Source organism: Rahnella sp. GSA61A (assembly GCF_019969905.1).
In the GTDB taxonomy this organism is placed as follows: Bacteria; Pseudomonadota; Gammaproteobacteria; order Enterobacterales; family Enterobacteriaceae; genus Rahnella; species Rahnella aceris.
In genome coordinates this window covers 1-19,531 of sequence record NZ_JAHXYO010000019.1, presented here as the reverse complement: position 1 = coordinate 19,531, position 19,531 = coordinate 1, and the positions used below count along the sequence as shown (strand labels likewise).

The 19,531-nt window shown below is 53.0% G+C and carries 17 protein-coding genes and 2 tRNA genes; 4 read left to right on the top strand and 15 right to left on the bottom strand.

Going from position 1 to position 19,531, the window contains the following annotated elements:
* The first annotated feature begins 118 nt into the window (after positions 1–118).
* A complete protein-coding gene (ppiC, locus tag LC431_RS20350) occupies positions 119–400 on the top strand; it encodes a peptidylprolyl isomerase PpiC (RefSeq protein ID WP_015690589.1) in 282 nt (93 codons plus the stop codon).
* A gap of 89 nt (positions 401–489) precedes the next feature.
* Here the strand turns inward: ppiC and ilvC are convergent, their stop codons facing one another.
* Positions 490–1,965, bottom strand: a complete 1,476-nt coding sequence (gene ilvC / locus LC431_RS20345; RefSeq protein ID WP_013577542.1) for a ketol-acid reductoisomerase — start codon at positions 1,963–1,965, stop codon at positions 490–492.
* A gap of 186 nt (positions 1,966–2,151) precedes the next feature.
* Between ilvC and ilvY the strand changes: the two genes are divergently transcribed.
* The gene (ilvY, locus tag LC431_RS20340) at positions 2,152–3,033 is read left to right on the top strand and encodes an HTH-type transcriptional activator IlvY (RefSeq protein ID WP_013577543.1); all 882 of its coding nucleotides are present in this window, start codon (positions 2,152–2,154) and stop codon (positions 3,031–3,033) included.
* Between the two features lie 48 nt (positions 3,034–3,081).
* On the opposite strand, the gene ilvA is transcribed toward ilvY, so the two are convergent.
* The 7 genes from ilvA to LC431_RS20305 all read right to left on the bottom strand — a co-directional run bounded on the left by ilvA (position 3,082) and on the right by LC431_RS20305 (position 11,089).
* Positions 3,082–4,626 (bottom strand): threonine ammonia-lyase, biosynthetic, encoded by a 1,545-nt coding sequence (gene ilvA / locus LC431_RS20335; RefSeq protein ID WP_013577544.1) that lies wholly within the window; start codon positions 4,624–4,626, stop codon positions 3,082–3,084.
* A gap of 5 nt (positions 4,627–4,631) precedes the next feature.
* A complete protein-coding gene (gene ilvD, locus LC431_RS20330; RefSeq protein ID WP_013577545.1) occupies positions 4,632–6,482 on the bottom strand; it encodes a dihydroxy-acid dehydratase in 1,851 nt (616 codons plus the stop codon).
* Positions 6,483–6,616: 134 nt separating this feature from the next.
* On the bottom strand, positions 6,617–7,546 hold the full coding sequence (locus LC431_RS20325; protein WP_013577546.1) for a branched-chain amino acid transaminase: 930 nt from the start codon (positions 7,544–7,546) through the stop codon (positions 6,617–6,619).
* A 16-nt stretch (positions 7,547–7,562) separates the two neighbouring features.
* Positions 7,563–7,826, bottom strand: coding sequence for an acetolactate synthase 2 small subunit (gene ilvM, locus LC431_RS20320; protein ID WP_013577547.1), 264 nt, complete (start codon positions 7,824–7,826; stop codon positions 7,563–7,565).
* Positions 7,823–9,469 carry an acetolactate synthase 2 catalytic subunit gene (gene ilvG / locus LC431_RS20315; RefSeq protein WP_013577548.1) on the bottom strand — a complete coding sequence of 549 codons (1,647 nt, stop codon included), beginning with the start codon at positions 9,467–9,469 and terminating at the stop codon, positions 7,823–7,825. Before ilvG ends, ilvM begins: the two co-directional genes overlap by 4 nt.
* Positions 9,470–9,616: 147 nt before the next feature.
* A complete protein-coding gene (ilvL, locus tag LC431_RS20310) occupies positions 9,617–9,718 on the bottom strand; it encodes an ilv operon leader peptide (protein WP_015699153.1) in 102 nt (33 codons plus the stop codon).
* A 132-nt stretch (positions 9,719–9,850) separates the two neighbouring features.
* A complete protein-coding gene (locus LC431_RS20305) occupies positions 9,851–11,089 on the bottom strand; it encodes an MFS transporter (protein ID WP_013577549.1) in 1,239 nt (412 codons plus the stop codon).
* 365 nt (positions 11,090–11,454) lie between these two features.
* On the opposite strand from LC431_RS20305, the gene LC431_RS20300 reads away from it, so the two are divergent.
* Positions 11,455–12,990 (top strand): YifB family Mg chelatase-like AAA ATPase, encoded by a 1,536-nt coding sequence (locus LC431_RS20300; RefSeq protein WP_121020201.1) that lies wholly within the window; start codon positions 11,455–11,457, stop codon positions 12,988–12,990.
* A 25-nt stretch (positions 12,991–13,015) separates the two neighbouring features.
* Here the strand turns inward: LC431_RS20300 and LC431_RS20295 are convergent, their stop codons facing one another.
* On the bottom strand, positions 13,016–13,354 hold the full coding sequence (locus LC431_RS20295; protein ID WP_013577551.1) for a DUF413 domain-containing protein: 339 nt from the start codon (positions 13,352–13,354) through the stop codon (positions 13,016–13,018).
* Positions 13,355–13,472: 118 nt separating this feature from the next.
* Between LC431_RS20295 and hdfR the strand changes: the two genes are divergently transcribed.
* Complete coding sequence (hdfR, locus tag LC431_RS20290) at positions 13,473–14,297, top strand: HTH-type transcriptional regulator HdfR (RefSeq protein WP_013577552.1); 825 nt, start codon at positions 13,473–13,475, stop codon at positions 14,295–14,297.
* 12 nt (positions 14,298–14,309) lie between these two features.
* Here hdfR and yjfF read toward each other — a convergent pair whose 3' ends face one another.
* The 6 genes from yjfF to LC431_RS20260 form a co-directional block, all read right to left on the bottom strand.
* A complete protein-coding gene (gene yjfF, locus LC431_RS20285) occupies positions 14,310–15,296 on the bottom strand; it encodes a galactofuranose ABC transporter, permease protein YjfF (protein WP_013577553.1) in 987 nt (328 codons plus the stop codon).
* Positions 15,296–16,315, bottom strand: coding sequence for a galactofuranose ABC transporter, ATP-binding protein YtfT (gene ytfT / locus LC431_RS20280; RefSeq protein WP_148232211.1), 1,020 nt, complete (start codon positions 16,313–16,315; stop codon positions 15,296–15,298). Before ytfT ends, yjfF begins: the two co-directional genes overlap by 1 nt.
* A gap of 12 nt (positions 16,316–16,327) precedes the next feature.
* Positions 16,328–17,809, bottom strand: coding sequence for a galactofuranose ABC transporter, ATP-binding protein YtfR (ytfR, locus tag LC431_RS20275; protein WP_217217339.1), 1,482 nt, complete (start codon positions 17,807–17,809; stop codon positions 16,328–16,330).
* A 110-nt stretch (positions 17,810–17,919) separates the two neighbouring features.
* Positions 17,920–18,876, bottom strand: coding sequence for a galactofuranose ABC transporter, galactofuranose-binding protein YtfQ (gene ytfQ, locus LC431_RS20270; RefSeq protein WP_013577556.1), 957 nt, complete (start codon positions 18,874–18,876; stop codon positions 17,920–17,922).
* 405 nt (positions 18,877–19,281) lie between these two features.
* Positions 19,282–19,357 (bottom strand) — tRNA-Trp (locus LC431_RS20265).
* Between the two features lie 53 nt (positions 19,358–19,410).
* A tRNA-Asp gene (locus tag LC431_RS20260) sits at positions 19,411–19,487 on the bottom strand.
* Positions 19,488–19,531 lie beyond the last annotated feature (44 nt).

Genomic DNA, 19,531 nt, shown 5'->3' with positions numbered 1-19,531 from the left:
GAGATTGACAGGCTTTAAGGCGCAATTTGTGATGTATGGAATGCAGGCCGGATTCCCCCCGCAGTGTTTCAGATGTTACATTACGCCTCTGGAAACACTCTCGCAAAAAGGTCTTATCATGGCAAAAACTGCCGCAGCAATGCATATCCTGGTAAAGGAAGAAGCACAGGCACTTGATCTTCTGGAACAACTGAAGAACGGTGGCGATTTTGAGAAACTGGCTAAAAAACATTCCACCTGTCCGTCAGGCAAGAAAGGCGGCCATTTAGGTGAATTCAAGCAAGGCGCAATGGTGCCAGCTTTCGATAAAGTGGTTTTCTCTGCGCCGCTGATCGAGCCACAGGGCCCGCTGCACACTCAGTTCGGTTACCACATCATTAAGATTTTGTACCGCAACTAAGTTCTGCCTCAGACAGAACCAAAAGAAAGGGCACCGCATTTTCATGCAGTGCCCTTTTTATTTCTATTTCATACCTGAGGGTTAATGAATTAACTCGCTACAGCAATGCGTTTCATGTCGGTCATATAGCCACGCAGGGTGCGGCCGATGGACTCAATCGGGTGATTGCGAATCGCTTCGTTAACATCGCGCAGCTGCGCGTTATCAACCTGAGTTTCGGCAACTGATTTGCCCAAATCGCCTGCCTGCAGAGTGGTCATGAACTCTTTCAGCAACGGTACGGCAGCGTTAGCGAACAGGTAGTTACCGTATTCAGCCGTATCGGAGATTACCACGTTCATTTCGTACAGACGCTTACGTGCAACGGTGTTGGCGATCAGCGGCAGTTCGTGCAGTGATTCGTAGTAAGCAGATTCTTCGATGATGCCGGAAGCTACCATGGTTTCGAAAGCCAGCTCAACACCTGCTTTCACCATCGCAATCATCACAACACCGTGGTCGAAGTATTCCTGCTCGGAGATTTTACCTTCGAACTGTGGCGCGTTTTCGAATGCGGTTGCGCCCGTCTCTTCACGCCACGTCAGCAGTTTCTTATCGTCGTTCGCCCAGTCAGCCATCATGCCGCTGGAGAATTCGCCAGAGATGATGTCGTCCATATGTTTCTGGAACAGCGGCGCCATGATCTCTTTCAGTTGTTCGGACAGCGCATAAGCACGCAACTTCGCCGGGTTAGACAGACGGTCCATCATCAGCGTGATGCCGCCTTGTTTCAGCGCTTCGGTGATGGTTTCCCAGCCGAACTGCAGCAGTTTTTCTGCGTAAGCTTCATCAACGCCGTCAGCAACCAGTTTGTCGAAGCACAGCAGAGAACCCGCCTGCAACATGCCGCACAGGATAGTCTGCTCGCCCATCAGGTCAGATTTCACTTCGGCAACGAAGGAAGATTGCAGAACACCTGCACGATGACCGCCGGTTGCAGCTGCCCAGGCTTTAGCGATCGCCATGCCTTCGCCTTTCGGGTCGTTTTCCGGGTGAACGGCGATCAGTGTTGGTACACCGAAACCACGTTTGTATTCTTCACGCACTTCGGTACCCGGGCATTTCGGCGCAACCATCACCACGGTGATGTCTTTACGGATTTGCTCGCCCACTTCAACGATGTTGAAGCCGTGGGAATAGCCCAGTGTTGCACCGTCTTTCATCAGAGGCTGAACCGCTTTCACTACCGCGCTGTGCTGTTTGTCTGGTGTCAGGTTAATAACCAGATCTGCCTGCGGGATCAGTTCTTCGTAAGTACCGACTTTAAAGCCGTTTTCGGTCGCTTTACGCCATGAAGCACGCTTCTCAGCAATCGCTTCTGCACGCAGGGTGTAGGACACATCCAGACCGGAATCACGCATGTTCAGCCCCTGGTTCAGGCCCTGTGCGCCACAGCCTACAATCACCACTTTTTTACCTTTGAGGTAGCTGGCTTCGTCCGCGAATTCATCGCGACCCATAAAGCGGCATTTGCCCAGTTGTGCCAGCTGCTGACGCAGGTTCAGTGTGTTGAAATAGTTAGCCATGTCTTGCTCCGTTCTATCGAGGTAAGTGCTGTTATTTTTTGTTTCACCGGTGAGCCGGTGAACGCCGTGAATTCACTATATGTCATGTGACACATTGCTTAAATTGATATATTACGAAGATGACGTTGCAAATTATGCAATATACTTAGCCTGTCATCTGTGAAACCAAAGAGCCGGATATTCTTTATGGACTTACGTGATCTGAAACTGTTTTTACATCTGGCGGAAAGCCGCCATTTTGGCCGTTCGTCGAAGGCGATGCATGTCAGCCCGTCCACGTTGTCACGCCAGATCCAGCGGCTGGAAGAAGAACTCGGCCAGCCGTTATTTCAGCGTGATAACCGCACCGTGCAACTGACCAGTGCCGGTGAACAACTCAAAAACTTTGCCCAGCAGACACTGCTGCATTACCAGCAACTGCGCAGCGGGCTGGATCAGCATGGCCCGACGCTGAGCGGCGAACTGCACCTGTTCTGCTCGGTGACGGCCGCCTACAGCCATTTGCCGCCAATCCTTGACCGCTTCCGTGCGCAGCATCCGCTGGTCGAAATCAAACTCACCACCGGCGACGCTGCGGATGCGGTTGAAAAAGTCCAGTCCACCGAAGCGGATCTGGCGATTGCCGGACGTCCGGAAAGTTTGCCGGGCAGCGTCGATTTCACGCAGATCGGCGAAATCCCGATGATCCTGATTTCTCCTTCCCTGCCCTGCGCCGTCCGCACCCAGGTCAGTGAGCCGCATCCGGACTGGTCACAAATTCCCTTCATCCTGCCGGAACATGGCCCGGCGCGAAAACGCATTGACGTCTGGTTCAAACGCAACCGCCTGAGCAATCCGCTGATTTATGCCACGGTATCCGGCCACGAAGCCATTGTATCGATGGTCGCGCTCGGCTGCGGCATCGCGCTGATCCCGTCCGTAGTGGTCGATAACAGCCCGGAACCGGTGCGCAACCGTATTTCCATTCTGGATAACATCACGCTCGGCGCGCCGCTGGAACTGGGCGTCTGCGTGCAAAGAAAACGCCTTAGCGAGCCACTGATCGACGCGTTCTGGCAGTTGCTCTGAACGTTTACAGAATAAAAAAGGGGCACTTTTCAGATGCCCCGTTTAGTTTTAGCCCGCCAGGAAGAAGCGGAACGCCGGATTATCACTTTCGTTGTGACAGTCATAACCCAGCGCCGACAGGTTCTGCTCGAACTCCGGCTCTTCCTCGTTCAGCTCAAACGCGGCCAGCACACGACCGAAATCGGTACCGTGACTGCGGTAATGGAACAGCGAAATATTCCAGTGCGTGCCCAGCGTATGCAGGAATTTCAGCAAAGCCCCCGGAGATTCCGGGAATTCAAAGCTGTAAAGCCGCTCGCGCAGAGGTTTGGTCGGACGCCCGCCCACCATGTAACGCACATGAAGTTTCGCCATTTCATCGTCGGACAGATCCACAACCTGATAACCGTCGTGATTCAGTTCGTCGATAATTTCCTGACGCTCAGCGTGACCGCGCGTCAGACGCACGCCCACAAAAATGCAGGCGTTGTCGGCATCGGCATAACGGTAGTTGAACTCTGTCACCGAACGGCCACCCAGCAACTGGCAAAACTTCAGGAAACTGCCTTTGCGCTCAGGAATGGTCACCGCCAGCAGCGCTTCGCGTTGCTCGCCCAGCTCACAGCGTTCCGACACATAACGCAGACCGTGGAAATTCACGTTCGCGCCGGAAAGCACATGCGCCAGTCGTTCGCCCTGAATATTGTGCTGCTGCACGTATTTCTTCAGTCCTGCCAGCGCCAGCGCACCGGAAGGTTCAGCAATCGCACGCACGTCTTCGAACAAGTCTTTCACCGCGGCACAAATTGAATCGCTGTCGACGGTGATGACGTCATCAAGATATTCGCGACACAAGCGGAACGTTTCGTTGCCGATACGTTTCACCGCCACGCCTTCTGCGAACAAACCCACACGCGCCAGGTCGACCGGTTCACCGGCGTCCATTGCCGCGCGCAGACAGGCAGAATCTTCAGCTTCAACACCGATGACCTGAATCTGCGGCATCAGTTGTTTGATCAGCACGGCGACACCAGCGGCCAGACCGCCACCGCCGACAGGCACGAATACGCGGTCGAGATGCGCATCCTGTTGCAGCAACTCCATGGCCAGCGTGCCCTGCCCGGCAATCACCGCCGGATGATCAAATGGCGGCACAAAAGTCATGCCCTGTTCCTGCGACAGCGTGATCGCTTTGGCTTTCGCCTCATCGAAATTCGCGCCATGCAGCAACACTTCACCGCCAAAGTTACGCACGGCATCCACTTTGATATCCGCTGTGGCAACCGGCATCACAATCAGAGATTTGATGCCTTTTTTGGTCGCCGACAATGCAACACCCTGCGCGTGATTTCCCGCGGACGCAGTGATAACGCCACGCGCAGCCTGTTCTTCCGTCAGGCTGGCGATCATCGAATAGGCACCGCGCAGTTTAAAACTGTGGACGGCCTGACGATCCTCCCTCTTCACCAGAATGGTGTTACCCAACCGGGAAGAGATCTTTTCCATGACCTGCAAAGGCGTAACCTGTGCGACTTCATAAACCGGCGCACGCAGCACGGCACGCAGGTATTCTGCGCCGCACGGCTGGTCGGGTAGAGGTTGTGATACCGCCATGACTGTCAGCCTCCCAGCTTAGACTTGTCGCGCACTGCGCCTTTATCGGCACTGGTCGCCAGCAATGCGTAAGCACGCAGCGCAAGTGAAACCACACGTTCGCGGTTTTTCGGCGTCCAGGCTTTGTCGCCACGTGCCAGTTCAGCTTCGTGACGCGCCGCCAGTTCTGCCGCAGGCACATCCAGCACCATGCTACGGTTCGGAATGTCGATATCGATGATGTCGCCATCTTCCACCAGTGCAATCAGGCCGCCGCTGCCCGCTTCCGGAGAAACGTGGCCGATAGACAGACCGGATGTGCCGCCGGAGAAACGACCATCGGTAATCAGCGCGCACTCTTTGCCGAGACCCATGGATTTCAGGTAAGTGGTCGGATACAGCATTTCCTGCATGCCCGGCCCGCCTTTCGGCCCTTCGTAACGAATCACAACAACGTCGCCGGAAACCACTTTGCCGCCAAGAATCGCTTCAACTGCGCTGTCCTGGCTTTCGTACACTTTTGCCGGACCACGGAAAGTCAGGTTGGATTTATCCACGCCCGCCGTTTTAACGATACTGCCCGCTTCGGCGATGTTGCCGTAAAGCACGGCCAGACCGCCGTCTTTACTGAAAGCATGTTCCAGAGAACGGATACAGCCATCGGCACGGTCATCATCCAATGTGTCCCAGCGGCAATCCTGTGAGAACGCCTGGGTAGTACGGATACCTGCGGGACCGGCGCGGAACATTTTTTTCACCGCTTCGTCTTTGGTCAGCATGATGTCGTACTGATCCAGCGTCTGGTTCAGGGTCAGGCCAAGAATGTTTTTCACGTCGCGGTTCAGAAGATTGGCGCGATCCAGTTCACCCAGAATCGCCAGCACGCCACCGGCACGGTGAACGTCTTCCATGTGGTATTTCTGAGTGCTTGGCGCGACTTTACACAGGTGCGGGACTTTGCGTGACAGACGGTCGATGTCGGTCATGTCGAAGTCGATTTCGCCTTCCTGCGCGGCAGCCAGCAGGTGAAGAACGGTGTTAGTCGAGCCGCCCATCGCGATATCCAGGATCATGGCGTTTTCGAATGCCGCTTTGCTGGCGATGTTGCGCGGCAATGCGCTTTCATCGTCTTTTTCGTAATAACGTTTGGTCAGCTCAACGATGCGGCGACCGGCGTTAAGGAACAAATCGCGGCGATCGGCGTGAGTAGCCAGCAATGAACCGTTACCCGGCTGAGAAAGGCCCAGCGCTTCGGTCAGACAGTTCATGGAGTTGGCGGTAAACATACCGGAACAGGAGCCGCAGGTCGGACAGGCAGAACGTTCGATTTGTTCGCTGTCGGCATCACTGACGTTCGGGTTTGCGCCCTGAATCATCGCATCGACCAGGTCGAGTTTGATGATTTTGTCAGACAGTTTGGTTTTACCGGCTTCCATCGGACCACCGGAAACGAAGATCACCGGAATATTCAGGCGCAGTGACGCCATCAGCATTCCCGGGGTGATTTTGTCGCAGTTGGAAATACACACCATGGCATCAGCGCAGTGCGCGTTAACCATGTATTCCACCGAGTCAGCAATCAGTTCGCGTGAAGGCAATGAATACAGCATGCCGCCATGCCCCATGGCAATCCCGTCATCCACAGCGATAGTGTTGAATTCTTTCGCCACGCCGCCGGACGCTTCGATTTGCTCGGCAACCAGCTTACCCAGATCGCGCAAATGCACGTGGCCCGGCACGAACTGGGTGAATGAGTTGACGACGGCAATAATGGGCTTACCAAAATCGTTATCCGTCATGCCGGTAGCGCGCCATAATGCGCGTGCGCCAGCCATGTTGCGGCCGTGTGTCGTGGTGTGGGAACGGTACTTAGGCATGCTCTGTTCACTCCAAATCATTTCTGTTTAGCAGGCAGCGATATCGCCACCTGCTGAATTTCTTATTTACCCTGAATCATTCGGGTTGCACCAGGCAGCGAACGCGGAGGCGGCCTGAAGGATGACGGGTAAAATTATTGTGGGTTGATTGGATCCAGCCAACCCCATTTATCTTCGGTTTTGCCGGTGAACAGGCCGAAGAATGCATCCTGAATTTGTTTGGTCACCGGACCACGTTTACCGATACCGACCTGAATGCCGTCAACGCTGCGCACCGGGGTGATTTCTGCAGCGGTACCGGACATGAAGACTTCGTCTGCCAGATACAGGGATTCACGGGACAGAACTTGCTCACGCACTTCAAGACCCAGGTCTTTTGCCAGTTTAATAATAGCGTCACGGGTGATACCTGGCAGGGCAGAAGAGGTAAATGGCGGTGTGAACAGAATGCCTTCTTTCACTTCAAACAGGTTTTCGCCAGCGCCTTCAGACACATAGCCGTGAATGTCCAGCGCGATACCTTCCTGATAACCGTGACGACGTGCTTCGCTGCCGACCAGCAGGGAGGACAGGTAGTTACCACCGGCTTTCGCAGCGGTTGGAATGGTGTTTGCAGCAACGCGGTTCCATGAAGACACCATCGCGTCGATACCCTGCTCCAGCGCTTCTTCACCCAGATACGCGCCCCACGGGAAGGCGGCGATGATCACATCAGTTTTGTAGCCGTCCGGCGGATTAACGCCCATACCCACATCGCCGACAAACACCAGCGGACGGATATACGCGCTGACCAGATTGTTTTTGCGCAGGGTTTCGCGGCAAGCTTCCATCAGCTCGTCCACGCTCTGGGAAACAGGCATACGGTAAATTTTTGCGGAATCGCGCAGACGCTGCATATGTTCACGGTGACGGAATACGACCGGGCCTTTATGGGAGTCGTAGCAACGCACGCCTTCGAAAACGGAAGTGCCGTAATGCAGTGCGTGTGACATGACATGGACTTTAGCTTCTGCCCACGGAACCATCTCGCCGTTGAACCAAATGTAATCAGCTTTCTTCGTCATTCTCTCGTTCCTTTACTCACGCATTCGCGCGTATTTGTTGTGATGTATGTTGCTGGATCTCGACACAAGCGACATCCATAAGTTTGCGTAACTGTGAAGACAGTAAATCTACGGGCCGCTGACTGGCAACGGTCAATTCGATATTTATGTTTTCCGCATTGACCATCGGCGTCATGTTCATTGCGCACACCTGAAAACCACGGTGACGGACGACGCGTAATACGCGCTCTAACATTTCGGGGCGGAAGCGGGCCTGAATTGAGACGTTATGTTGCATCATGACATTTTCTCCAGCATGGTTTCGTTGCCTGCGCCCGGTGGAACCAGCGGCCAGACATTCTCATTTTCGTCGATGGAAACCTGGAGCAAATACGGACCTTCACTGTTGAAGAAAGCGTCCAGAGCGGCATCGACTTGATCTTTACGGTGTATACGCTGGCCGGGGATGTTGAATGCGCTGGCCAGCGTGACAAAATCGGGGTTATCGGAGAGGTTGGTTTCACTGAAGCGTCCGTCGAAGAACAATTCCTGCCACTGTCGAACCATCCCTAATCGCTGGTTATCCAGCAACAGGATTTTGACGGGCAACTGTTTTCGCTTGATGGTGCCCAGCTCCTGAACATTCATCATGAATGAACCGTCACCGGAAACGCAGATCACCATATCGTCGGGGCGGGCAACCTGTGCGCCGACGGCGGCAGGAACGCCGAAACCCATCGTGCCCAGACCGCTGGAGGTGATGAAGTTTTCCGGGCGAGTGAACTGCATATGTTGCGCGGTCCACATCTGATGCTGGCCGACGTCGGTGGTCACCACGGTATTGGCCGATTTACGGTCAGAGATTTGTTTCAGTAACAACGGCGCATAAATCGCTTCACCCGGATGATCGTAGCGCCATTCGCCCTGCGCTTTCAGCGTCATCACTTCATCACGCCAGGCGTTGATGTTCAGGGGTTGTTGCAGCGCCGGTAACAGCGCATTCAGATCACCCTGCAACGCCACATGCGCCTGGCGCAATTTGTTCAGCTCGGCCGGATCGATATCCATGTGGATAACCGCGGCGTCTGGCGCAAAAGTATTCAGCTTCCCGGTCACGCGGTCGTCGAAACGTGCACCGACGGCAATCAGCAAATCGCAGGACTGAACAGCCAGATTCGCCGCTTTGGTACCGTGCATGCCCAGCATACCCAGATAACATGGGTCGCTGGCATCCGGCGCCCCCAGACCTTTCAACGTTGCTACCGCAGGAATACCTGTCGCAGTAATGAATTCGCGTAATGCCGGAACGGCCTGCGCGATACCGACACCGCCACCGACGTAAACCATCGGTTTTTGCGCGGCAGCGATCATGGCGCGGGCTTGTTGTAATTCAGCGGCAGGATGCGGAAAAGTTTCTTCAACCGCCACCAGATGCGGCGGTAATTCACCCACGGCCAGCTGGATATCTTTCGGAATGTCGATCAGAACCGGGCCCGGACGACCGGAGCTGGCGATGGCAAAGGCTTCCGCCATGATTTCCGGCAGCGCTTCCAGAGATTCAACCAGGAAACTGTGTTTGGTGCAGGCCAGGGACAACCCTAAAACGTCGATTTCCTGGAAGGCATCGGTGCCGATGAAGGCAGAACCAACCTGCCCGGTGATGGCCACCAGCGGAACGGAGTCTAACAGCGCGTCGGCCAGACCGGTGATCAGGTTGGTTGCGCCAGGACCGGAAGTGGCGATACAGACGCCAACTTTTCCGGTAGAACGGGCATAGCCGATGGCGGCCATTGCAGCACCCTGCTCATGCCGGCACAACAGGTGTTCCACGCCGCCGTCATACAATGCATCGTATACCGGCATGATTGCCCCGCCAGGATAACCAAATACTGTATTTACACCCTGCGCACGCAACGCTTGTACTACCCATTGTGCTCCGTTCATCTTTATTCTCCTGCCTTTTTGCGACAAGTGCAGAATATTATGCTGTTGCTCATTTTCCGACCCCGCTTCTCTGTTCTCTGAAATTCCTGACCCAAAAAAAAACCCCGGACCTTTCGGTGCGGGGTTTCTTTTCAGGTTCAGGCTTGTTTAATAAGCCTTTCTTCGTCCAAGTGCAGCCCCGCACGGTGGGATAATAATCACCACCACGCTAATCACGACTAGGCTAACTACGAGGAGAAGGGCTTTCATTTTTAGGTTTCTAAAATTCATATTGCGAACGATTGCCTACAGAGTTATCACAGTAAGATGATTAATGACAACATTTTTCTTGCGTTATTATTTGCAGTCCGTTGCAGAAACCATGAAAAATCATCTGAAAAATCAAAACTTAGCGTGATGATTTGCCGTTTGATTATTTATTGCTCCAGCAATCGCTTTTCCACGGGTATCCCGGCCAAATGCCACCAGAACAGAAATCAGAATGGCGACGGTACCGGCCACAATTGCCATCGCCAGTCCGTAGTTGTGTCCGTGGCTTTCGGCAATGTAAGCCTGAAGCGTCGCATTAACCGAAGCAATCAGATTACCGAGCTGGTAAACAAACCCCGGCAGAACCGCGCGCGTGTTAGCAGGCACCAGTTCGGTCAGATAAGTCGGCACGACGCCCCATGCGCCCTGCACCATAAACTGCATCAGGAACGCGCCCAGCCCCAGCATCCATGAACCGCCGGAGAAGGCCCATAATGGAATGACCGGCAGTGAAAGCAACGCGGCGATAATAATCGCTTTCTTACGACCAATTTTCTCAGACAGCGAACCAAAGAAGATCCCACCGATAATTGACGCAATGTTGTAGCTTATGGCGATTAAACTGACGGTATGTGCGTCAAAACCGTGCTGAACTTTCAGGAACGTCGGATAGAGATCTTGCGTACCGTGGCTGAAGAAATTAAAACCCGCCATCAGCACAACCAGATAAATACATAGCTTCCAGTTTTTCTTCAGCACCGGCATCAGTGCCGTGCTTTCGTTGCGTTCCCGCGCCGCCAGCCAGACCGGCGATTCCTGTACTTTGAACCAGATGAAAGGCAGCAGGAAAACCGGCACAGCACCAATCACAAACATGCCGCGCCAGCCGACCACATTAAACAGCAAACCATATACCACCGCCGCCAGCAGATAACCAAACGGATAACCCGCCTGAAAAATCCCCGACATCACGCCACGGGAACGGTCAGGTATGGTTTCCATCGCCAGAGAAGAAGCTACGCCCCAGACACCGCCCATCGCAATGCCGTAAATTACGCGAAGGATCAGGAAAACGGTCAGGGAAGGTGCCGCCGCAGTACACAGCTCGAAGAAAGAAAATAGCGCGATATTGACCATCAGCACCGGCTTGCGCCCGTACTTTTCCGCCGCACGCCCGAACAGCAACGCCCCAATCGGTCGCACGGCCAGCGTCAGCAGTATTGCCAGCGTGACCTGTTTGATATCTACCTGAAATGCCGATGCGATATCGCTGAGCAGGAAGACCAAAATGAAGAAATCGAAAGCGTCGAGAGTCCAGCTCAGAAAGCTGGCGATGGCAACGTTACGCTGCCGAGAAGTCCAACCAAACATGGGTGAGTCCCTATTTCGGAATAGCTGCAGGTAGTGCACTCACCAGGGCATTGCGGAAAATCCCTGGTCAGGCAGAGAGATGTTAATCAGTGTTCTCTATTTGTTTATTTATTGTTAAATACAGCAAGATTAAACACCCCTGCCGGTATTTGCGGCAACTTAATTAGTCCGCTAATTTGTTTCCAGAAACCTTAAACTGTTAAGGAGTATTGCTGTCGTTGCGAAGCAGTTCGCATCCCTTCATGTTAAGTCGGTGACTTGCAGATTATTTTCCCATCGCATTACGCATTGCAGCAAACTTCTTCCCGAAAGCGTTTCCAGCTCAGGCATGCTGCCGTCAGCAGAGCTCATAGAAAGGAAAAAGCATGTCATTAGCCGTGGTATATACCCGCGCATCGCTGGGGGTTCAGGCACCCGGTGTCTCGATCGAGGTCCATATCAGCAACGGATTACCGGCCCTGACACTGGTCGGTTTACCGGAAACCACCGTCAAGGAAGCCAGAGATCGGGTTCGCAGCGCCATCATCAACTGCGGGTTTACCTTTCCGGCCAAACGCATCACCGTCAATCTTGCACCCGCTGATTTACCCAAAGAAGGCGGCCGGTATGATTTGTCCATCGCGCTGGCGATTCTGGTGGCCTCAGAGCAGCTTCAGGGCGATAAGCTTGAGGAGTACGAGTTTCTGGGTGAGCTGGGCCTTTCCGGTGCGCTGCGCAGCGTAAATGGCGCGATTCCGGCGGCACTTGAGGCGCAAAAAGAAGGCCGGGTGTTGATCCTGCCGCAAAGTAATCAGACGGAAATGACGCTTCTTGATCCCGGTGTAGCGCAGGTGGCCGGGCACTTATTGCAGGTCTGCGCATTCCTTCAGGGCGAGGACAATTTGCCACCGATTGAATTTCCGGCGACGGCGCCTCCGCCCGAGTATCAACCTGACATTGCCGATATCATCGGACAGGAGCAATCAAAGCGCGCGCTCGAAGTGGCGGCAGCGGGAGGGCATAATTTATTGTTGATTGGGCCTCCTGGCACCGGAAAAACCATGCTGGCTAGCCGGTTGCCCGGTTTACTGCCGCCCATGAGTAACGAGGAAAAGCTGGAAACGGCCGCCATTGCCAGCCTGGTGTATAACCCCGAAGATGACGGCGAGTTTTCACGCATCCGCCCCTTTCGTGCACCGCATCACAGCACATCCATGAGCGCGCTGGTGGGAGGCGGGTCGTTACCCAGACCGGGAGAAATATCACTGGCACATAACGGCGTATTGTTTCTCGACGAACTGCCAGAATTTCAGCGCCAGGTTCTTGATGCCTTGCGCCAGCCAATGGAATCCGGCGAAATCACCATTTCCCGTGCACGGGCGAAAGTCCGCTATCCGGCAAGAGCGCAACTGATTGCAGCGATGAATCCCAGCCCGACCGGACACTATCAGGGCATTCATAACCGCACACCGCCACAGCAGGTTTTACGCTACCTGAGCCGGCTTTCCGGGCCATTTCTCGACAGATTCGATCTGTCGATTGAAGTCCCGCTCCTGCCGCCCGGCATTTTGAGCCAGCAAAACCATACGCCTGTGCTCAGGGAAAATAGTGTACAAGTACGGGAACGGGTACTGACCGCCAGAGAAATTCAGTTAAAACGCGCGGGAAAAGTCAACGCGCATCTGAGCAGTAGCGAAGTGGAGACGTACTGTGTGTTAACCAAAGCAGATGCTGAATTTCTGGAAGAAGTCCTGCACAAACTGGGATTATCGGTCAGAGCCTGGCATCGCATTCTGAAAGTCGCGAGAACATTGGCTGATTTGGGTGGCGAGGAATCGATTGAACGAAGACATATTGCTGAAGCACTGAGCTATCGCAGCATGGATAGGCTATTGTTAACTCTACATAAGAGCCTGGCATAAAAAAACGGGGCATCGCCCCGTTTCATTAGTCATCGCTTTCCGTGTAGTCTTCTACAGCGTCAGCCTGCGGTTTACCGCCAGACAACGTGTGGAATTTCTTCGGACGACGAGTGCGGACAATGTATTTGTTCCACACTTTTTCTGCATCCGTTACCGGTTCGCGCGTACCACGGCAAACCTCCAGGAACAGTTTTTCTTCGTCGGTAACGGGCTCACGTTTTCCCAGATCCAGCTCGTTAAAAGCAAAGCCGTAACGTTCTAGCATTTGCGCTTCTTTAATGGTGAAATCGCCATGCCGGGAGAACCCGCGAGGGTAATGTTTATTATCAAAAAAACGACTTGTCGTGGTGAAGCTTTCCGCCATCTGACACGCTCCTAATTCTCTCATGGTCGTGCTGTTATGGCGCGGAGTATTAGTTAGGCTTGACATTGTGTAAAACAAAACATTTAAATCTTAACGACAAAAAATATTGGAGATAGTTTTGGACACGGAATTACTGAAAACCTTTTTGGAGGTCAGTAGAACTCGCCACTTTGGTCGGGCGGCGGAATCCCTTTACCTGACTCAATCCGCTGTCAGCTTTCGTATCCGGCAACTGGAAACCCAACTTGGCGCCAATTTATTCACACGGCATCGCAATAACATCCGCTTAACGCCCGCAGGAGAACGTCTGCTGCCTTATGCAGAGAATCTTATGTCAACGTGGCAAATGGCGAAAAAAGAGGTTGTACGCTCGTTACAGCACACAGAATTGTCGATTGGTGCGACGGCGTCGCTCTGGGAAGCCTATCTGACCCCGTGGCTGCAGTCTCTTTACACCCAGCGTGGCACGCTTAGGCTTGAGGCGCGCATTGCACTGCGTCAGTCGCTGGTCAAACAATTGCATGAAAGACAACTGGATTTGCTGATCACCACCGAGCCACCAAAGATGGACGAGCTCTCAAGTCAGTTACTAGGTAATTTCTCGTTACGACTATTCTCATCGCAGAAAACGGTCAGAAGCGAACAATCACCGTATGTGAAGCTGGAATGGGGCGCTGATTTTCCTCAGCAGGAAAAACTGCAAAACAGCGATCAGGAACCGGTGTTAACCACAACCTCTGCACATCTGACGCGTCAGTTGCTGGAAAATACCGGCGGTTGTGCGTTCCTGCCTGCGCACTGGGCCAAAGAATATCCGCAACTGGCCGCACATGAAGATGTTCCGCCGGTGATCCGCCCGCTTTACGCCGTCTGGCTGCAAACCAGCGACCAGCAAGTGTTGATCCGTCAGTTACTCAAAACACCGCTGATCACTAATTTCTGATACCGTCCTGTTTCAGGACGGTTCTGGTCGCGGATGGCGCGCTCTTCTGGCTGTCCAGAAGCTGCCCATCCCTTTTTGCAATCCGATGAAGATAAACAACAAAACGCCCATCACGATTTTGGTCCACCACGAACTAAGCGTACCATCGAAAGTGATGTAGGTTTGGATCAGCCCCTGAATAAGCACACCAAACAAGCTGCCTAAAACCGTGCCTACGCCGCCACTCAGTAACGTCCCGCCAATCACAACAGAGGCGATAGCATCCAGTTCTACACCACTCGCCGCGAGTGCATAACCCGCAGAAGTGTAGAGCGAGAAAATGATGCCCGATAAGACCGCCAGCGTACTGGACAGCATGTAGATATAAATCGTGGTACGCCTTACCGGCACCCCCATCAGCGCAGCCGACACATTGCTGCCGCCAACGGCATAGACGTTGTTACCGAATCGCGTACGGTGAGCCAGAATAATCCCGCCAAGCACCACCAGCAGCATAACCAGAGCCAGCAATGTGAAACGACCACCACCGGGCATTTTCCAGGCATAATTGGCGAGGAATTCATAAACCGGATGGTTAATCGGCAACGATTCTTCCGAAACAATAAAACTCATACCGCGCACAAAAAACATGCCCGCCAGCGTGATGATGAAAGCAGGCAGTTTCAACGTATCAATGATCCATCCCATCAGCGCACCAAACGTGGTGCCCATCAACAGCACGATGACAAAGGCATAGCCAGGCGCGATGCCATAAGCACCGATGAGTTTCGCCAGCAAAACACCGGTGAAAGCGATAACAGAACCCACTGACAGATCGATGCCGCCGGATAAGATGACAAATGTCATCCCGACGGCCACGATGCCGAGAAACGCGTTATCCGTCAGCAAATCAAAAAACACGCGTGTGGATGCAAAACCGGGGAACTGAGTGAAGCAATAGGCGTATCCGGCCAGGAAAACCACGATCGTAATCAGCAGGGGCAGATTTCTTTTGAGCATTATCCTTTCCTCCGGAACAGATTACTGAAAGAGACGCGGGGAGACTGAACTACCAGTACAGCGAGCACCACCAGAGCTTTCAGCACCAGGTTGAATTCCGGTTTGAAGCCGGAGAGCAGAATGCCGGTATTCATTCCCTGAATGATCAGTGCACCGACAACCGAAAGAAGCAGGTTAAAACGTCCACCCAGTAACGAGCCGCCGCCGATGACGACGGCAAGAATGGCATCAAGTTCCAGCCATAGTCCGGCATTATTGGCGTCCGCTCCGCGAATATCAGCCGTTATGATAACGCCCGCAACGGCCGCGCAAATCCCACAAATGACGTAAGTGGAGATCAGCACTAAACGGGCATTTACGCCGGCGTTATAAGCAGAACGGATATTGATGCCGACTGATTCGATGAACAGGCCAAGCGCTGTTTTCCGCGTCAGCGCCCAGACAAGAACCAGCATGGCGACGGCAATGATCACCGGCATTGGCAGATAGAACAAAGAACCACTGCCAAACTGCGATAGACCATTGTGTTCAAACGTGACGATTTGCCCTTCCGTAATCAGCTGTGCGATGCCACGTCCGGCGACCATCAGCATCAGCGTGGCAACAATCGGCTGAATTTGCAGAACAGCGACCAAAAAGCCATTCCACAAACCGCATATTGCCCCCACCCCGACCGAGGCCAGCAGCACGATCATCAGCGGATATCCTTGCACCGTCATGGTCGCGGCTGTTGCACCGGCAATCGCCATGACCGCACCGACGGAAAGGTCGATGCCGCCGGTCGCAATAACCAGCGTCATCCCGAGAGCCAGCAAAGCGACAGGGGCACCACGGTTGAAAATATCCACCAGGCTGCCAAACAAGCGGCCATCCTGAATATGGATAGAGAAAAAGCCCGGGGCGACCAGGCTGTCTATGATTAATATTGCGACGAAAGCACCGATTTGCGTGGCGCCTTTTGGAAATACCCATCTTACTTTGCGCGGTTTTCCCGTCATTGGCAGGCTCCTGTTATTCATCACTATCTCCCCTCATTGCGCCGCAATGGCTTTCATAATGGCTGGCACGGAGATATCAGCCTGCTCAATTTCGGCAATATGACGACGGTCTCGTAAGACAACAATACGATCGGCATAACCCGCCAGTTCTTCCAGCTCAGAGGAAATGACCAGTAACGCCAGGCCTTCGTCACAAAGTTTTTCAATCAGACGGATGATTTCTGCATGGGCACCGACGTCAATCCCACGGGTAGGTTCATCGAGAATGAGGAAACGAGGATTGGTTGCAAGCCAGCGGGACAGCAATACTTTTTGCTGGTTACCACCGGAAAGATACTGAATTTCCTGCTCAGTGCCCGGTGTACGGATGCCGAGGAGTTTGATAAATTTTTCGGCGATCTGATGCTGCTCTTTCATGGGTAAAGGACGCAACCAGCCGCGCTGCGCCTGTAAGGCAAGGATGATATTTTCACGCACTGTAGCCGCGCCGATAATGCCATCGGTTTTACGATCTTCCGGGCAGTAACCAAACCCCAGTTTAGCCGCTTTTCTGGGTGTGCTGATGGCGACTTCTTTGCCATCGACACGTGCATTGCCGCTGTCATGCCCTTTAATGCCAAAAATCAGCTGAGCGGTTTCTGTCCGTCCTGATCCCAGTAACCCCGCCAGTCCGACGATTTCACCCCGACGTACTTTCAGGTCAAAATGCTCGACCACACCTCGACGCCCATAGTCTTTGAAATCCACTAACGGCTCACCCGTCACATTTCTATGTTCGGTGCGTTTGAGCAGGTTTTCATCAAAACTGTGTCCCAGCATCATCGGTACGAGATCGATACGCGGTAAATCCACCGTTCGTTCAGACCCCACACGCTTACCGTTTCGCAAAACGGTAATCCGGTCGCTGATCCGATAAACCTGATCGAGGAAATGGGTGACGAAAATCATCCCCACCCCTTTATCACGCAGTTGAACCAGAATATCGAGCAACATACTGACTTCTTTGGCATCAAGGCTGGCGGTGGGTTCATCAAGAATTAAAACCTGTGCAGACAGGTCAACAGCGCGGGCAATTGCCACGATTTGCTGAATCGCAATGGAGTAGGTTGAGAGTGGCTGGCTGACATCCAGATGCAGCCCATAGCCTTCCAGAAGGGCGTCGGCCTGTTGTTCCATCTTGCGCTGATTGACCAGACCGAAACGGGTTGGCTCGCGCCCGATGAACAAGTTGGCAGCAACAGAGATATTTGGCAGGAGATTTACTTCCTGATATACCGTACCAATCCCCAGCGACTGGGCATCAGCAGTACTGATTGGCTCGATCGGTTTTCCGTTAAGAAAGACCTGGCCAGCAGAACGTTTATAGACACCGGTGAGGGCCTTAATCATTGTGGACTTACCGGCGCCGTTCTCACCTAAAAGGGCAACAATTTCACCGCGTTCGAGGGTAAAGTCGACATTTTCCAGCGCTTTTACGCCGGGGAATTCAACTGATAAACCGCGTACTTCAAGCAGCGTTTCTGAACCAGGATTATCCGTCACGTCACTACTCCTGCTGCATTCGCTATAAGCGAAAAGGGAATAATTGTTACCGGCTTGCCCGTGAGACAAGCCGGTAAACCGGCTCAGTAACCCATGTTTTTCTTCATGTCATACTCTTTCTGAGCCATGTCCGGCAGGATCAACGCGGATTGAGTCTGAATGAATTTCTTCGGTTGCGTACCATCCTTTTTCATCGCAATCAGCGCATCAAATGCCGGGCCAGCCATGTTTGGTGTCAGCTCAACAGAAGCATTCGCTTCACCCGCCAGCATAGCTTTGTAGATATCAGGAACACCGTCGATAGAGACGATTTTGATCTGCGAACCCGGTTTCAGGCCAGCTTCTTTGATAGCCTGAATTGCACCGATCGCCATATCGTCGTTATGGGCGTAAACAGCACAAATGTTCTTACCGTTTTGCTCAGCCTTGATGAAGCTTTCCATTACTTCTTTGCCTTTACTGCGGGTGAAATCGCCGGACTGTGAGCGGATAATTTTGACGTTTGGTGCAGCTTTCAACGCATCTGCAAAACCTTGTTTACGATTTAACGCCACACTGGCACCGACCGTACCCTGCAATTCGACAACATTACATGGTTTGCCAGCAGCGTCCTTCACCAGCCAGTCACCCGCCACTTTGCCCTCATACACGCTGTCAGAAGCGACTGCAGCAGTGTAAAGAGACGGATCACTGACTTCGATCGTACGGTCTAACAGGAACACAGGGATCTTAGCTTCTTTAGCTTCGGTCAGAACCGGAGCCCAGCCAGTAGCAACAACAGGAGCGATGAAAATGGCATCAACACCCTGTGCGATGAATGAACGTATTGCTTTGATTTGGTTCTCTTGTTTTTGCTGAGCATCAGATATTTTCAGTGTAATACCACGTTTTTCCGCTTCTGATTTAGAGACTTTGGTTTCCGCAGAACGCCACCCAGACTCAGAGCCGATCTGCGAAAAACCAACAACCAGCGGAGCCGCCTGAACTGCGCCACAAAATGCTGTTGCTACTGCTGCTGCCACAAATAAGCGTTTGTACATGTTTCTTTCCTCGCGTGTAGTCTGAGCTACTTTTTGTTATGACTCGTAGGGTACGGCCAGGACGTTTACCCGACATACGCATTCAGCCGCTACGACAGTTTTGTCGGAAAAAGGATAAAAGAATGCTGTCAGGGTCTGATAGTCGTCATAAGACGATGATTAGGTTTAGTACATAGGGAAAATGGGAGCATGAGCGAGGTCACATACGGGGAGAACAATCAATTCGTGCATGTATTCAGCCAAAACATGACAAAAAACAACTGGCAAAAGCGAAGATTTTGAGCCCATTGGTGCAAATCAAATCCCCAGAATAGTGGGGCTAAGGGGAAGAGGTTAAAAAATAGAGAGGAGTTTCAGGAAATTGAGACGAAAAAAAACCCCTCGCTTTCGCGAAGGGTTTAAATATGGCAGGGGCGGAGAGACTCGAACTCGCGACACCCGGTTTTGGAGACCGGTGCTCTACCAACTGAGCTACGCCCCTAAATTACGCTTACTATTATGCCTGCTAATTTAGCAGGCATAATTTTTAATAATTGGCGGAACGGACGGGGCTCGAACCCGCGACCCCCTGCGTGACAGGCAGGTATTCTAACCAACTGAACTACCGCTCCACCGGTTCTTTCACACGTATCAGCAATCGTCTGATACCTGTTTG

Excerpts from the sequence above, each read along its gene's own strand:
- yjfF (WP_013577553.1), bottom strand. The coding sequence starts at position 15,296 with ATGCTCAAAAGAAATCTGCCCCTGCTGATTACGATCGTGGTTTTCCTG.
- ytfT (WP_148232211.1), bottom strand. The coding sequence starts at position 16,315 with ATGAATAACAGGAGCCTGCCAATGACGGGAAAACCGCGCAAAGTAAGA.
- ilvG (WP_013577548.1), bottom strand. The coding sequence starts at position 9,469 with ATGAACGGAGCACAATGGGTAGTACAAGCGTTGCGTGCGCAGGGTGTA.
- LC431_RS20300 (WP_121020201.1), top strand. The coding sequence starts at position 11,455 with ATGTCATTAGCCGTGGTATATACCCGCGCATCGCTGGGGGTTCAGGCA.
- ppiC (WP_015690589.1), top strand. The coding sequence starts at position 119 with ATGGCAAAAACTGCCGCAGCAATGCATATCCTGGTAAAGGAAGAAGCA.
- LC431_RS20305 (WP_013577549.1), bottom strand. The coding sequence starts at position 11,089 with ATGTTTGGTTGGACTTCTCGGCAGCGTAACGTTGCCATCGCCAGCTTT.
- ilvL (WP_015699153.1), bottom strand. The coding sequence starts at position 9,718 with ATGAAAGCCCTTCTCCTCGTAGTTAGCCTAGTCGTGATTAGCGTGGTG.
- ilvY (WP_013577543.1), top strand. The coding sequence starts at position 2,152 with ATGGACTTACGTGATCTGAAACTGTTTTTACATCTGGCGGAAAGCCGC.
- ytfQ (WP_013577556.1), bottom strand. The coding sequence starts at position 18,876 with ATGTACAAACGCTTATTTGTGGCAGCAGCAGTAGCAACAGCATTTTGT.
- LC431_RS20295 (WP_013577551.1), bottom strand. The coding sequence starts at position 13,354 with ATGGCGGAAAGCTTCACCACGACAAGTCGTTTTTTTGATAATAAACAT.
- ilvA (WP_013577544.1), bottom strand. The coding sequence starts at position 4,626 with ATGGCGGTATCACAACCTCTACCCGACCAGCCGTGCGGCGCAGAATAC.
- ilvC (WP_013577542.1), bottom strand. The coding sequence starts at position 1,965 with ATGGCTAACTATTTCAACACACTGAACCTGCGTCAGCAGCTGGCACAA.
- ilvM (WP_013577547.1), bottom strand. The coding sequence starts at position 7,826 with ATGATGCAACATAACGTCTCAATTCAGGCCCGCTTCCGCCCCGAAATG.
- LC431_RS20325 (WP_013577546.1), bottom strand. The coding sequence starts at position 7,546 with ATGACGAAGAAAGCTGATTACATTTGGTTCAACGGCGAGATGGTTCCG.
- ilvD (WP_013577545.1), bottom strand. The coding sequence starts at position 6,482 with ATGCCTAAGTACCGTTCCCACACCACGACACACGGCCGCAACATGGCT.